Annotated in this window: 10 protein-coding genes and 2 pseudogenes; 7 read left to right on the top strand and 5 right to left on the bottom strand. The window is 64.4% G+C overall.

Features of this window, described 5'->3' with window-relative positions; translation table 11 throughout:
- The first annotated feature begins 177 nt into the window (after positions 1–177).
- The gene (locus Q7T84_RS04515; protein WP_304806508.1) at positions 178–1107 is read left to right on the top strand and encodes an SDR family oxidoreductase; all 930 of its coding nucleotides are present in this window, start codon (positions 178–180) and stop codon (positions 1105–1107) included.
- A gap of 58 nt (positions 1108–1165) precedes the next feature.
- Here Q7T84_RS04515 and Q7T84_RS04510 read toward each other — a convergent pair whose 3' ends face one another.
- Positions 1166–1384 (bottom strand): hypothetical protein, encoded by a 219-nt coding sequence (locus tag Q7T84_RS04510; RefSeq protein ID WP_304806507.1) that lies wholly within the window; start codon positions 1382–1384, stop codon positions 1166–1168.
- An 89-nt stretch (positions 1385–1473) separates the two neighbouring features.
- On the opposite strand from Q7T84_RS04510, the gene Q7T84_RS04505 reads away from it, so the two are divergent.
- From Q7T84_RS04505 to Q7T84_RS04495, 3 genes are all read left to right on the top strand, one after another.
- Positions 1474–1656 carry a hypothetical protein gene (locus tag Q7T84_RS04505; RefSeq protein ID WP_304806506.1) on the top strand — a complete coding sequence of 61 codons (183 nt, stop codon included), beginning with the start codon at positions 1474–1476 and terminating at the stop codon, positions 1654–1656.
- A 92-nt stretch (positions 1657–1748) separates the two neighbouring features.
- Complete coding sequence (locus tag Q7T84_RS04500) at positions 1749–1931, top strand: hypothetical protein (RefSeq protein WP_304806505.1); 183 nt, start codon at positions 1749–1751, stop codon at positions 1929–1931.
- 420 nt (positions 1932–2351) lie between these two features.
- Complete coding sequence (locus Q7T84_RS04495; protein WP_304806504.1) at positions 2352–3380, top strand: sensor histidine kinase; 1029 nt, start codon at positions 2352–2354, stop codon at positions 3378–3380.
- 871 nt (positions 3381–4251) lie between these two features.
- Here Q7T84_RS04495 and Q7T84_RS04490 read toward each other — a convergent pair.
- Positions 4252–5631 carry a L,D-transpeptidase family protein gene (locus Q7T84_RS04490; RefSeq protein ID WP_304806503.1) on the bottom strand — a complete coding sequence of 460 codons (1380 nt, stop codon included), beginning with the start codon at positions 5629–5631 and terminating at the stop codon, positions 4252–4254.
- A gap of 233 nt (positions 5632–5864) precedes the next feature.
- Here Q7T84_RS04490 and Q7T84_RS04485 point away from each other — a divergent pair, with 233 nt between their 5' ends.
- From Q7T84_RS04485 to Q7T84_RS04475, 3 genes and pseudogenes are all read left to right on the top strand, one after another.
- On the top strand, positions 5865–6821 hold the full coding sequence (locus Q7T84_RS04485; RefSeq protein ID WP_304806502.1) for a D-alanyl-D-alanine carboxypeptidase family protein: 957 nt from the start codon (positions 5865–5867) through the stop codon (positions 6819–6821).
- Between the two features lie 404 nt (positions 6822–7225).
- Positions 7226–8026, top strand: a pseudogene (locus tag Q7T84_RS04480) (serine hydrolase); the annotation flags it as partial.
- A gap of 39 nt (positions 8027–8065) precedes the next feature.
- Positions 8066–9226 carry a YihY/virulence factor BrkB family protein gene (locus Q7T84_RS04475; RefSeq protein WP_304806501.1) on the top strand — a complete coding sequence of 387 codons (1161 nt, stop codon included), beginning with the start codon at positions 8066–8068 and terminating at the stop codon, positions 9224–9226.
- Positions 9227–9421: 195 nt separating this feature from the next.
- On the opposite strand, the gene Q7T84_RS04470 is transcribed toward Q7T84_RS04475, so the two are convergent.
- The 3 genes and pseudogenes from Q7T84_RS04470 to Q7T84_RS04460 form a co-directional block, all read right to left on the bottom strand.
- On the bottom strand, positions 9422–12568 hold the full coding sequence (locus tag Q7T84_RS04470; protein ID WP_304806500.1) for a response regulator: 3147 nt from the start codon (positions 12566–12568) through the stop codon (positions 9422–9424).
- 759 nt (positions 12569–13327) lie between these two features.
- Positions 13328–13618, bottom strand: coding sequence for a DUF2293 domain-containing protein (locus tag Q7T84_RS04465; RefSeq protein ID WP_304806498.1), 291 nt, complete (start codon positions 13616–13618; stop codon positions 13328–13330).
- A 149-nt stretch (positions 13619–13767) separates the two neighbouring features.
- A pseudogene (locus Q7T84_RS04460) lies at positions 13768–13935 on the bottom strand (CopG family transcriptional regulator); the annotation flags it as partial.
- Positions 13936–14346: the final 411 nt, after the last annotated feature.

Here is a 14346-nt window from a genome sequence, read left to right as displayed (position 1 = left end):
CGCCAGCGACCATGCGCCGACCTGGATCGAACTGAAGACCGCGGCGCGGCGGGCGACGCGGCCGAACCCCAGCCCGACCGGCGCGCGACGACCCGTGGGCTCAGGGCCTCGCCCCCGGTCGAGGGGCTGAACCAATCGCCCTCCGAGAGGTTGCTGTAACCTACCCTGGAGAAGAGCATGGCTGAGCGACCCCAAAACCTGAGCGAACTTGTCGTTGTGATCGCCGGCGCCTCTAGCGGCTTTGGCCGAGGCGCGGCGCTGAAGCTCGGCGCCGAGGGCGGCAAGGTAGTGGTCGCCGCCCGCCGCAAGGGCATGCTCGACGAGGTGGTCGCCGAGATCGAGGCCGGAGGCGGCCAGGCCTTGGCTGTCGAGACCGACGTTAGCGATCCCGCCCAGGTCACGGCCCTGGCGGCCGCGGCGATTGAGCGGTTCGGGCGGGTCGACGTCTGGATCAACAATGTCGGCGTCGGCGCCATCGGCTACTTCTGGGACATCCCGATCGGGGACCATGCCCGTGTCGTCGACGTGAACCTCAAGGGGCTGATCTTCGGCGCCCACGCGGCGCTGAACCTGTTCCGCGCCCAGGGCTACGGGACTCTGATCAACACCGGCTCCATCGACAGCGAAACACCGCTGGCGTTGCAGAACACCTACGCCTCGACCAAAGCCGCCGTGCTCAGTCTCAGCCGTATCCTCAACGAAGAACTAAAGCTGGCCGGCGAGGAGCACATTCGGGTCGGAACCATCATGCCCTGGGGCGTCGACACCCCTTGGTGGACCCACGCCGCCAACTATACCGGCCATGCGCCGCGCATGGCGCTGCTCGACGATCCGCAGCTGGTGGTCGACGCCATCGTGCACGCCTGCCTGGACCCGAAGGAAGAGCAGCCAGTCGGCTGGAAGGCCAAGGGATCGGATATCTCCCATCACCTGGCGCCGAAGCTGACCGAATGGGTGTCGGCCAAGCTGTCGAAGACCGAGGCGGAGAAGGCCTCATTCATGCCGGAGACCCGAGGCGCCATTCATGAGCCAGTCGACGACGGCCTCCGGATCGATGGCGGGATCCGCGAACGGATGCGCCAGGAGGATGCGGGCGGGCATCACTAGCCGAAGACCTCGGGTCCGGACTTCTCCTGCCTGGACCTTCTGGCCTTCGCGAATTTACCTAAGCGATGAAGCGGCCAAGCTCGGGCAGCCAGAAGAAGGTGACGGTCGAGAACCGGGTGGGGCTCGGCGCCGAGCAGGGCCGGCCCCGCTGGCCGCCGAGATTGACAAACGAAGTGGCGAGGCGCTGTCGCTCGTGCTGCACCAAGCCGTCCAAGGCGAGGACTAGAGCAAGCTGCTCGACTGGGTGGCTCGCGACGGCGAAGCCTTGCGTGCCCATCCACTATTGCGCGTCGCTACCCTTAGCTACCCATGGACAGGCGGCCCCCTCAGGGCGAAAGTAGCACTAGGCGAATAGGGCAGGGGCCCATGAACGAGCGCTACGACATCAGACCCGACGACGAGTGCTATACGGTGTTCGACATCTTCACGGGCAAGCCGGTCGTGATCATGGAGGCTCCCCAGGTTGGCTTGGACATCCAAGACGCCAGCGACCTGGCTGAGCTGCTGGATAGGCCGGCGATGCGCGCTGATCGGAAACTGCGGCAGTAGGGCTTATCGGTGCGCAGGCCAAGGGTTTGGCCCGAGAGACAAAAGCCTCGCTTTGCCCAAGAAGTGCCCCAAAGCGGCGCAAGTTGGGGCGAATGATCGAGCGCTTTGATATCCGACAAGACGCCAAAGGCTGGACGGTGCTCGACGCCGGCACCAGTCGCCCAATCACGATCATGGACGTGCCGCAAGTCGGTTTGGATGTTCGGGACGCTCTCGACCTAGTGGATGCTCTGGAATGGCCCGCGATCCGAGAGCGCCGTACCTTCCAGGACTAGGCGCTTTTCACCACGCCAAGAACATCCCCAGCGCGGGACTTTCATTGGATATGCCAAAGCGTTCAATTCTCGCACCCGCCCCATGTTCAGCGGGTGGCATGCGCGGCCATCCGCATTCCACCAGGTTCGGATCCGAGATTGGCGAGCGCCGTATTGATGGCGTTGCGGGTCATGCGGTGATCGGCCCATCGGGGGCGGTCCGGGTGCTGGTGGCCACTAAGCGACTTGCCGTCGCACGCCAGCCGGTACGGCGCGCCGCCCTAATCGGGATGGGTCGCGCCGATCATCGCGAGGCGGCGTCGAGGCCGACGGCGGCCAAGCTCTTATGAATTTTAAGTATTTAGCGGCACCGTCATCACAACGGAGTGGCTTGGATTAGCGCAATTTTAGAGTCACTCTGCTGAAGCTGAGGGGACGCCTGTGCCCAAATCGAAGAATGAAAGCCCATCCCAAGCGCGACCGCTGGATGATTATCGGCTGCTTTTCGAAACGATGTCCGAAGGGTTCGTGCTTTGCGAACCGATCCGCGACGCCGCGGGCCGCTTGATCGATTACCGATTTCTCCAGGCCAATCCAGCGTTCCTACGGGGGTTCCGAATGGACGCTGATATCATTGGACGGCGGTTCAAGGAGCTCCGGCCCGACGCAACACGGGCATGGTTCGAGAACTTCGAAGCGACGCTTGAATCTGGCGAGCCGCGCCGTTTCCAGTATCATGATCGCGGTCGAGGCCGCTGGTACGAGGTGCATTGCACGCGCCTGTCGCCGACCTGCTTTGCTCAATTCTATATCGACGTCACCCTGGTGAAGCGGGCTGAGCAACATCAGGCGCACTTGCTCGATGAGCTCAATCATCGCGTGAAGAACAATCTCACCATCGTGGCCAGTCTACTAAGCCTGCAGGGACGCGACGCGCCGGCGGAGGTGCGCGAGCATCTGGAGGCCGCCGTCTCGCGCGTGCACGCGATCGCCGATCTTCACGCCGAACTCTACCGAAGCCGGGGGCACGAGCTGGTCGAGATGGATCACTATCTGGCCGACCTGGTCTCACGCCTCTCACGTTCCTTGGCGGGAGATCGCGTGAAACTGGTGGTCGAAAGCGACCCTCTGCGGATGGAGCTCGACCTGGCGGTCCAGCTTGGTCTGGTGATCAATGAACTCGTGACCAACGCCTTGAAGTACGCCTATCCCGATCCCGAACAGGGCGTGGTGACCATCAGCCTTTCCGAACAGCCCGACGCTGTCCGCCTGACCGTCAGCGATGCAGGACGAGGATTGCCTCCAGCAGACCAGCGCCGTCGCGGCTTGGGCAGCCGGGTCGTCGAGTCGTTCGTTCAGCAATGGGGAGGCACATTCCAAGCCTCGAGCGACAAAGGCGCGACGTTCACGATCGAAGTTCCGTGGCGACGGCCAGAGCTCGCTGAACCGCGGGCCCAAACCCTGCTCTAGCGCGAGATCCGCCGGGGCGAGCGGCCGCCAGCGCGCCCAGCGCGGAACTGTCGACGTCAGAGAGGATTGAAGTCGCAGCCTACACTTCAGAGGGACCGGCTATGTCGCATCTTCCACGACTGCTCGCACTTTTCGCAACGGCCAGCTTGGCCGCATGTGGCGAGCCCCCCGCAAAAGGCGCGGCCATCGTTGAGACGAACCCCGAAAAGCACGACGGGGGCGCGGCCGCCACCGCGGGGCCGGGACAGAACGGTCTGGTGGATGGAGGCGCCGGCCCCGCCGAAGCCGGCGCCGGCGCATCGGCTGTGGGGGGCGGACCGGCCGGGCAAACACCGGCGTACGGCGCGCCTGGCGGGGCCCCCTCAGAGATCCAGTCGTCGCCCGGCAACTCCAATTCCGCGACGAGCCGCTAAGCGCCCTTTTCGCCGTGAGCCCACGCGCGACCGTGTTTGCGCGAGGGACCCAAGCGGCAAAACCAGGTTCGGCCGCAAGGATAACGTCTCAAGGCAGCCAAGCTAGGACCTGGCGTTAGGCCTCCCTGCAACGCGGGGCCACGGCCGCGCGGCAAGGTCGGCTTTAAGTCAAACCGCTGGCGGCCGGGCGCCTGCCGCGCTGTTAAAACGCCAGGACGTGCACATCCCCGGGGGAGGGGACAGGGCGGTTCCGAGGCCGCTGCGCTCGTCCTGGTTTGCTCGCGGATTAGCGGGAAGCCCCGTTGATCAGGCGAGGCTAGAACCGACTGGTCGCGTCGAGCCAACCCTAGATGGCCGGCTCCAGCATGAACGTCAACGCCGTCAGGCGGTGAGCGGAGAGAACTGCCGCCATCGGCGGGCCCTAGGCCTCAAGGCCCGCCACGAGGCGCCTTCGGCCCTCATGGCCCCACGTCGACGTCTGAAGCCCGCGTCTCGCGCTTCATCGGCGCCGGCATTCCGAGCGCCGTCGCCAGCCGCTCATCCCACCCATAGATGTCGGGTCGGAAGGCGATCTCCCCGGACCGATCCACAAAGGCTGTCTGGTACATCAGGCGAACCGGCATGGCGGTTTGCAGCCCCAGCACCGCGGTCGCGCCCTTCGCGAGCTTGGCGTCGAACTCCGATTGAAGACCGGCCGCCGACGAAAGTCCGCGCGCATAGCCGACGGCGTCATCGACGCGGACGCATCCGTGGCTGCCATGGCGCTCGTTGACTGCAAACGCCCTCTTCGAAGGCGTGTCGTGCAGATAGATCGCGTGCGGATTCTGCATGTCGAATTTGACCCGTCCCAGCGAGGCCTTCGGGCCGGGACGTTGGACCACCCGGCCCTCGTCCACATACATGTCATGCTCGCGCAGATAGGCCGCGCCCTTTGGGAGGATTTCTCGCTCGGCGATACCCTGGGGCACACTCCACGGCGGATTCAGAACCAGGTCGCTGAAGGTTCCGGCCAGGTTGGGAGTGGCGGCGTCAGGCTTACCGACCACGACGAGCCGGAGATCGATGATTTTGCCATTTTCGTAAGTCGTCATCACCGCGGCGGCGGTGTTGACGTCGATGCGGGTGGCCGGAGGATTACGCTTCAGCCAACGCCGGACCTCCAGGTTCAAGGCGAGCTGCCGCGCCCGGTCGGCCGGGCCGGCGTTCAGAATCGCGATGGTGTCGCCGCCGATGACGCCGTCGTCATTGACGCCCTGCTGGGTTTGAAAGCGCTTGATGGCTTCGACAACGGCGGGCTCATATCGCTCTGAGGAGGCGGGCGCCTCTTTCAAATAACGACCCGCCACAAGCGCCGCGACGATCTGCGGAATGCGCCCATCCTGATCGCCCGGCTTGATCGCCTCGCCAGACGGTATCACGGCCGGTTGGCGCGAGGCGGCGTCCTTCAGGTATTCAAGATAGGCCTTTGAAAGACGGTCATATTCCGGGTCGTTGGGGGCCAGGCTCTTCAGCCAAGGCTCCAGATCGCCCGCGCTCAGCGCGGCGGCGAGCGTGCGGTCCACGTTCAGGTCGTTACGCTCCAGGCCGTAGACCTCGAAGATCTTGCTGGGATCTATCAAGCCATGCGCCAAAGCGTCGCCATAGGCCATCGCGGCCTTAGTCAGCGCGATCTCGCGCCCTAGCGGGTCCTTGGCCGCCAAGCGAGCGACAAACGGCTTGGAGTCGATCGCGTGGCTATCCAGCGTCTTGAAGGCGTCCTGAAGCTGGGCTGCACTCGAAGGCGACCAGGCCGGACGCCAATCCCTCGCAGCATAGAAGGCCCGAACACGCTCCTCCATTTGCGAGCTTTGAAGGGACTGGGCCGACACCTCGTTGGGGCGGACAAGGCTGTCGCCGCCTAGGGAGGTGAGGGGACCACACGCTGCGATCAGGGAAATTACCAAGGCCGCGGGCGCAAGGCGGGCGGCGGGAAGCTGCACTGTCATTGAGGGGGTAACGCCGCAGATGCGATTTGGTGCGACATTATCGCCCGCGTCTTCTTTTCGCCGGCCTGCGCGGGCACAATCGCCCGATGTTCAGGACCTGCTCAATCGGCGCGGCGGTTATCCTCCTGGCGCTGTCGATCGGCGGCGGGTCGCCGCCAGGCACGACCAGGGCGGCGGCCGCTGCGTCCATTCCAGATGATCGGAACGACCTGATCGGCGATCTGCTGGAGGCTCCGGTTCCCAGTTGCGAGGCGGCGAGCGGCTACGAACAGTCCGCGCGCCGCAACGCCGACAGTATACGGACGATGAGCTGGTCGCCGTTTGGACGCGCCGAGAAGGGCTGGGCGATCTATTCGGCGCACGTCGCGCGCGCCATCGGCACGACTTGCGCCCCGGACAGTCCGGGCTTCGCCGCGGCCCTGGCGCGTTGGCAGGCCAGCCGCGGGCTTTCAGGCGAAGGGCGATCAGATGTCGCCACCCTGATGTCGATGAAGGGCGAATGGCAGGCAGCGCGGCCCTACGTCGCCCTACGCGCCTCTGGCGTCTGCCCGGCGCCGCCGGTACCGACAGGCCTGACGCGCTTGAGCGCCGAAGAAGGCTATATGGGCAAGTCGGTCGAAGTGAGATCCGACGTCGCGCGCGCCTACCGGCGGATGGTGGCGGCGGCCAAGGCCGAGCTGCCGGACCTGGCTGAAGACCCGCAATTGCTCCGGGTTTTTTCAGGTTATCGCAGTCCGGCCTACGACGATGCGCGATGCGCGCGGGATGGTAACTGCGGAGGAATTGTCCGGGCCAAGTGTTCGGTTCACCGCACCGGGCAAGCCTTGGACCTCGTGGTTGGGGCCGCGCCCGGGTTCAGCGTCGACTCCAGCGCTGACGCCAACCGCCTGCATCAATCGGAGGGGAGGGCCTATCGGTGGCTGCTCGCCAACGCGGAACGGTTCGGGTTCGTGAACTACAGCTTCGAGCCCTGGCATTGGGAATGGATTGGCGAGGGCTCTGGCCCCGACTCCCCGCACTTGCAGCGAGTCGCGACGCGTTAGATGCAGCGTCGCGGATCTCGGCTCAGACAGCCTCGTTTTTCCTCAGGCCGCGAAAGCTTCTGGCGCGCCAGGCGGTTCAGCAGTTCGCGCGCGCCTTGCGGCCGGATCCTCGTGGCGCTGGCTTTGCTTGGCGCGATTGCGGCCGGCTCGGCCTGGCTGCTGCGGGATCGACTTTCCCCACGCACGCCGCAAGCGCCCCCCGCCGCGGCGCTGGAAGGAGCGTCCGCGGCCCAGGCGGCTGGGCCCGCCTTGCAACGTTCCTCCCTTCGCAAGGGGCCGGCCTCCCTCCAGGAGAGGCTCGATGCGATCGCCGCTCGCCATGGTGAACCGATCGGGATCGCCGTGGCGGACGTGGGCGCAGGTTGGGCCGTGGCGGTGGCCGGTGACACTTCTTTCCGCAACAAAGCGTCTCCAAGACCTGGGTGGCTCTGGCGGTGCTCGACGCCATCGATCGGGGCGACCTGGATCTGAAGAGCGCGGTGACCATGACCTTCTCCGACCGGAGCGTGTTCAATCAGCCGCTCGGACGCAGCCTCTCGGCTGAAGGCTTTGAGACCACCATCGCCGACCTTCTTCATCATGCCCTGGCGTTCAGCGACAATTCGGCCAACGACACCTTGATCCGCATCGTGGGACTTGATGCGGTCCGGGACGTTCTTGCTCGCAAGGGCTTGGACGGCATTCGCATGGGGTCCGATGAGCGCCATCTGCAGGCGTTGATCGCCGGCTTGGCCTGGCAGCCTTCGTATGGCGAAGGCCGCAATTTCGAACAGGCGCGCGCGAAGCTGGACCGGATTCATCGCCGCCAGGCCCTGAGCGCCTATCTGTCTGATCCTATCGATGGCGCGACGCCGATGGGCATCGTCGCGGCGCTCGTGGCCCTGCAAGGCGGGGAGTTGATATCGGCCACTTCTCAGGCCTTCCTGATGGAGACGCTCGCCGCGACGCGGACCGGGCCAGCTCGGCTCAAGGGCGGACTGCCGAGCGGCTGGAAAATCGCTCACAAGACCGGGACCGGCCAGGACTTCGAGGGAGGCTCGGTCGGCATCAACGACATAGCGCTCCTGACCGCGCCCGACGGCAAGACCTACGCGGTGGCGGTCCTGATGGGATTCACCCGCAAGCCGGTGCGCGAGCGCCTCGCGGTCATGCAGTCGGTGAGCCGGGCGGTGTCGCAGCAATGGGCCACGGAGATCGGCGACTAGTTTGGGTCAACCCAAACCCTCGTGATGCGTTGGGCTGGGATGGCTGGGCTGTTCGCAAGACCTCCGCGCTCGAGCAAAGAGCCGCACTTGAGCAATGAACCACGCTCTAGGCGGGGCCTAGACAAGATTGATGCTGCGATCCTGATGACCTTCGTTGCGTCGGCCGCGCTTGCGGCATGGGGTTGGGAACAGCCCTCGCCGCGTGAAAAATCAGAAGGCGATCGAGGCAGGCTGTCGGCCGCGCCCCGAAAGATCCCGCCCAAAGGCTGGAAGGACATTCTGGTGCGCAGCTATCGCGAGATCGGCGACGACGATGTTTTCTCGGTCGCGCGCAGCATCGCCTTCACCGGCATGCTGGCGCTCTTTCCGGCCCTTGCGGCCTTTGTCTCGATCTACGGCCTATTCGCAGACGTGAGTCAGGCCAGGGAACATCTCGCGGCCCTGGCCGGCATCGTCCCGGCGGAGGTCATGACCTTGATCGGCGAGCAAATGGTGCGCATCGCTGAAGCCAACAACGCCAGCCTGAGCCTCACCTTCTTGCTGAGTTTGGTGCTGTCGTTCTGGAGCGCGAATTCCGGAATGAAGGCGCTCTTCAAGGGCCTCAACGTCGCCTACGAGGAGCAGGAAACCCGATCTTTCCTACGTCTCAACCTGGTGACGATGGGCTTCACCACCGGATTGATCGCGCTGTTCGTCGTGGCCGCGGCCTGCGTGATCGGGCTCCCCATCCTCTTCCAGATGCTGCACATCGACCCGGCTCGAGTCCCGCTCGCCTGGCTGCGGTGGCCGATCCTGCTTCTGGTCGTTATGGGCGCGATCTCGCTGCTCTACCGCTTTGGCCCGAGCCGCGAGCAAGCAAGGTGGCGATGGGTGACGCCGGGAAGCTTCGCGGCCGGCGCGCTCTGGATCGCCGGTTCCAGTCTCTTCTCCTTGTATCTGTCACGGTTCGCCGACTACAGCGCGACCTACGGATCACTCGGGGCGGTGTTCGGCTTCATGATGTGGCTGTGGCTGTCCGCCGTCATCGTTCTCTTCGGCGCGGAGCTCAACGCCGAGATGGAACACCAGACGGCGGTCGATTCCACGATCGGCCCACCCCTGCCGCTAGGGGCTCGCGGCGCCCAAATGGCCGACACCGTTGGAGCGGCGCAACCTGGATCTCTCTGGAAAGCCCTTTTGCAGAAACGGCCCGGGCCATAGTCCGGCTGGCGGATCAAGCCCAGGCAAGGCGAGGGCGAGGACGGACGCCGTTGACGAACGAGCACGGCGTCCGACTACGCCGCTTTGGACGCCGCCGATGAGATATGTAGGCGCCTTCGCGATATCGCTTCCGACGTAGAACGCTTTGCGCACGCCCGCACGCCAAGGCCGGTCGGCGCCGAACAGCTCGTGGTTTTAGCTGAGGACCTTGTCGCTAGCGGCGCGGATGAGAGCCGCTGCAACCTGGTCCGACGTGTAAGGCTTGGCCAGGTTGATCGCATCGGGCAGGCCGGCCTCGTGCGATGCGCCTTGGTCACCGCTTGCGAAAATGATCTTCAAGCCTGGCCACTGCTGGATGGCCTGTCGCGCCAGGTCCGTCCCGGAGAAATCCGGAAGTCCGACATCGGTGATCAGGACATCGGCCGTCTTCTCCGCGAGGAGCCGCAGGGCGCTTTCGCCATCGCTCGCGCAGTTCACGGTGTGACCAAGCTCTGCAATCATGTCGGCTGTGCCGCTGCGGATCAGGTCGTCGTCCTCGACAAGCACGACGATCAGCTTGAGATCGTCACGCCGCCTCTCGTCATGCACGGGTGTCGCGCGAGGGCGTTCATGAACACTGCGTTGGGCCTGGTTGGCCAGGATATGCCGGATCCGGCGGGCCAACGCCTCACGGGAGTAGGGCTTGGACAAGAGCTCGACCCCCGGATCGAGGCGGCCATGGTGCACGATCGCGTTTTCCGTATAGCCCGAGGTGAACAAGATACCGATGTGCGGGAGGCGCTCCTTGGTCCGCCTCGCGAGCTCTGGGCTGCGAAGCGGGCCAGGCATAACCACGTCGGTGAACAAAAGGTCGATCGCGATCCCGCTGTCGACGACGTTCAGCGCGCTCTGTGCGTCCCGCGCCTTCAGCACCCTGTAGCCAAGCTCGGTCAGCAGCCCGACCGCGGTCTCGCGGACAGCGTCGTCATCTTCCACGACAAGGATGGTTTCCGTGCCGCCAACTACCGGCCCGGCGCTGATGTCGGCCAGGATGTCCTCGGCCCCCACCGCGCGCGGAAGGTAGAGCTTGATTGTCGTCCCTTCCCCCACCTCGCTGTAGATTTTGATGTGTCCGCCCGACTGTTTGGTCAGGCCATAGACCATGGAAAGGCCGAGGCCTGTGCCCTTGCCCTCTGGCTTGGTGCTGAAGAAGGGCTCGAAGACGCTCTCCATGATGTCCTTCGGAATTCCGGAACCGGTGTCGGTCACCGCGACCATGACATACTGCCCCGGCTTCAAGTCATCGTGCTGGATGGCGTAGCTGTCATCGAGCGAAGCGTTGCTGACTTCGATCGTGAGACGCCCCCCGTCCTGCATGGCGTCCCGGGCGTTGATGGCCAGGTTGAGGATGGCGTTCTCGATCTGACCTGGGTCGACCAGCGTGTTCCACAAACCCCCGCCGACGATGGTCTCCACCTCGATATCTTCACCGATCGAGCGGCGAAGTAGATCGTCCATGTCCTTCAAGAGCCGCCCGAGGTTCACCACCTTGGGCTCGAGGGGGGAGCGTCGTCCGAAGGCCAGCAATTGGGACGCCAGCTTCGCGCCGCGCGACACCCCGGCCAGCGCGTTCTGCACCCGCCTCTCAGCCCGGTCATTGCCCGCGATGTCGCGGCCGAGCAGCTGCAGGTTCCCGCTGATCACTTGCAGGAGGTTGTTGAAATCGTGGGCGACGCCCCCGGTCAGCTTGCCGAGGGCCTCAATTTTCTGCGACTGACGCAAGGCGGCCTCGGCGGCCTGCCGCTCGCGCGATTCCTGCTCTAGCCGCGCCAGCGCATCGCCGAGCTCCTCGGTCCGCTCACCGACGCGCTGCTCCAGGGTTTCGTTCAGCTGCTGAAGTTCGTCTTCGGCCTGCTTGCGATGGGTGACGTCGTAGCCATCGACAAAGATGCCGATGGGCGCCCCGTCAGGCCCTAGGATCGGCTGGTAGATAAGGTCCACGAAACGCTGCTCGAGCGGGCCCGCGGCCGTCCGCTGCAACATGACCGGCATATTGCGGCCGATAAACGGTTCGCCGGCGCTGAGCACCCTGTCCAGCAGTTCGAAGAACCCTTGGCCCACGATCTCCGGCAAGGCCTCGCGCACCGAGCGACCGATCAGATCCCGATGGCCGACAAGCTGCAGGTAGGCGTCGTTGATCAGGTCAAAGACGTGCTCCGGGCCCATGAGGATAGCCATGAAGCTGGGCGCCTGCTGGAACAGGGTACGAAGATAATCGCGCTCTTGCGTCCGCAGCTCGACTTCCGAGGTCAGTTGAAGATTCGCGACCCGGAGGGTCTCGGCCGCCTCCTGGCGCAGCCGAACGGCCTCGGCGAGTGCTTCGGCCCGCTGACGTTCGACTTCGTAGGCTTCGGCCCCGGACAACCCCGCAGCGATCTGACCGGACAGCAGCTTGAGAAAGCCGGAATAGTCGTCGTCAACCGGCCGATAGGGATTGGTCCCGACGATCAGGGCGCCGCGCGGGCGCTCCGCGCCCTGGTGCGCCAGCGGCTTGATGCGCACCGATTGGGGCGGCCTGTCCCAAGCGCCGGTGGGGAGATCGCAGCGTTCGGAGACGTCGAGCGGGAATGACTCTTCACCCCGCCATATCCGGGTCAGATCCCAAACATCGTTCTGAAGCGTCAGCTCGACGGGCGCTAGGGCGTGCCCCTGGGCGATGCCGGAAGCGGCGGCCAGCACCGCCGAGCCATCGTCGCGGAACAGATAGATCAGCGTGAAGGGCAGGTCGAAAGGGTTCTCAGCCAAACGCTCTTCGACCGCCTGGAGGACCTTGACGCGCGAGTCCGCCGTGGTCAGCGCCGCGCCCAGGCTGCGGAGCGAGCCCAAACGGCGCTCAGCGATCACCCGGGTCGTCTCCTCGGTGACCGCGCAGAACACCCCTTCGACCTCTCCGGTGTCCCCCATCAGGGGGCTGTAGGAGAAGGTATGGTAGGTCTCCTCGGGATAGCCGTTGCGCTCCAGCAGGAGCAACAACCCGCGATCCCACGTCGCCTCGCCGTTGTGATAGACCGTCTCAAGACGGCCTTTGATGTCGTTCCAGATCTCAGGCCACAGCGCCTGCGTCGGCATGCCGAGAGCCTGCGGATGCTTGATGCCGAGCGTCGGACGATAGGCGTCATTGTAGAAAAAGTGGATGTCCGGGCCCCAACCCAGCCACATCTCGAACCGTGACGTCAGCAGCAGACGAAGGGCGACCTTGAGGCTGGTTGGCCAGGATTGCGCTGGACCAAGGGGGGTCGAGGCCCAATCGTGTGCACGCATCAGCTGCGCCATTTCCCCATCACCCACGAAGATGTCGTCCAAGGATGTGTGGATACTCGTCGCCAATGCTCACTCTCCAATCACGCTCTTGCGGGTTTAGCGAGGTTGGAGGTCGGTCCCTAGATGAATGCCGAGCCGGACGGGGTCACGTCCGCAGCCTGCGGCCCCCGACCAATGTGACATCGTCTCAAAGACTTCGAACTCGGCGCCCCGCCAGATAAACCCCGCGATGTTCGCCGGAACGCCAGGATTTGACCGCCAGCTGGCGCCATCGCAAGGCCTCAATTGAGACTGCTCCAAGTTGAGATCTCAGTCTGTCGGGGATCCGACTCCGGCGCCCTCCATTTCCACTTTTTGACCGAGGCTGTGTAAAACGCGAAGCGCCGTAGACTCTTGATGCAGCAGCGTTGGGGGTTTGGATGTCCCGTTTCGTTGAAGGTGAAGACCGCTTCCGGCTTCGCACCCGAGGTCGGGTAATGGCGCCAAGCGGACACGCCGGTAGATGCGCTCGGCTATCGCAGATCAGAGGGCCGTAGCGAGCGCGTAGTTCTCGGCGCTTTCCGAGCCGGCGCACCTTCGCTAAACTGCGACAGTGTCGCTGACTCCAAACTCCGCGACCGCACTTCCGCTGTCAGTCACATGTCAGCCTGACTCATAACCATGCGACTGACTCAATAAGCACGAGTTTTGACTCCAAACTCTGCGACTGAGATTCGCACGGTTTTTGAGTCATTGCCTCGGGGCAAGCGCGCTGGCCTGTGCCAATGGCTGGAGCAAGCGGGGTGCCGCCAGGCGAGCACGCTAGGCCCGGCGCCAGCTCTCAAGAATGTCGCTTACCTCTCTGGCGACGATCAGTCTCGCCTCGGCGCGTTCCATACCTGCGATCGCCAGGAGCCGATCATAGTCGGTGAGCTGATGCCGGACGAAGGTCGAAGCGACAATACCGACGACCTTGCCAAGGGATGCTTCTGTCCATTCCTTTGCCAAAATTCTCTCGGACAGGATCTCACGGTATACCGGCGGGCACCCGGGATGATGATTGCGAAAATGCCGTTCAACCGTTCGGCGCGTGAAATGAGTGCCTTTCTGCATGCGATGCCTCCGAGCCGAGGGTCACATCTGGCTGCGACTGAACCGGTCGTAATGATTGAGCTGATAGTCGCAATTCCCCGTATGGGGTGGTGCTCTTGTTGTCTTGGGCGTCTCTTGGAGATCGATAGGCGGAGCGTTAGTCGCCGATGCGGGGGGAGCTCACTCGTCGTGCCCCACGACAGCAACCAAGCCCTCATGGCCTCGTGACTGATGATCCGCCCCGCATCAAGGTCGGCGAGCCCCTCGGCGATGGCCGCCGCCTCGGCCCCGTTGGGGCCGTCAAAGATGCCATGTTCGGATTCCACGCAGGCAGACATAGCTTATGCTTGCTCCGAACGTCAGGCTCTGGGCTATCGACGAAGCTGCGGGTTCGGGCGGCGGTTATGACTGAGTTGGGCTCATAGGAGCATTTGGCGGTGTCCGCTTTGGGGAGCACCTCGATCAGAATACGGCGGGCAGGAGGGATCTCACTGGGGCCTGGATCGGTCATTCATGTCCGGTCAACGGGCCAGTTCCTACCTCTGCACGCCGGTCAAAGCGGCTTAGCGGATTGCCTCATGCGCACTGTCTAGCGAGACGCGCGCCTTGTTCCTCCTGGCCGTGCTAGGACCAAGCGATACCGGAGAAATCAACCCATGGGGGAATCGAAACAGCCGCTCTTTGCTTACGTCGATGAGTCAGGAAACACTGGCAAGAACATCTTCGTCGCCAGCAGGTAGCGCTTCTCG

Source organism: Phenylobacterium sp. (assembly GCF_030654915.1).
Classification (GTDB): domain Bacteria; phylum Pseudomonadota; class Alphaproteobacteria; order Caulobacterales; family Caulobacteraceae; genus Phenylobacterium.
Note: the sequence above shows the minus strand (reverse complement) of the source record. Positions and strands in the feature narration are given on the sequence as shown.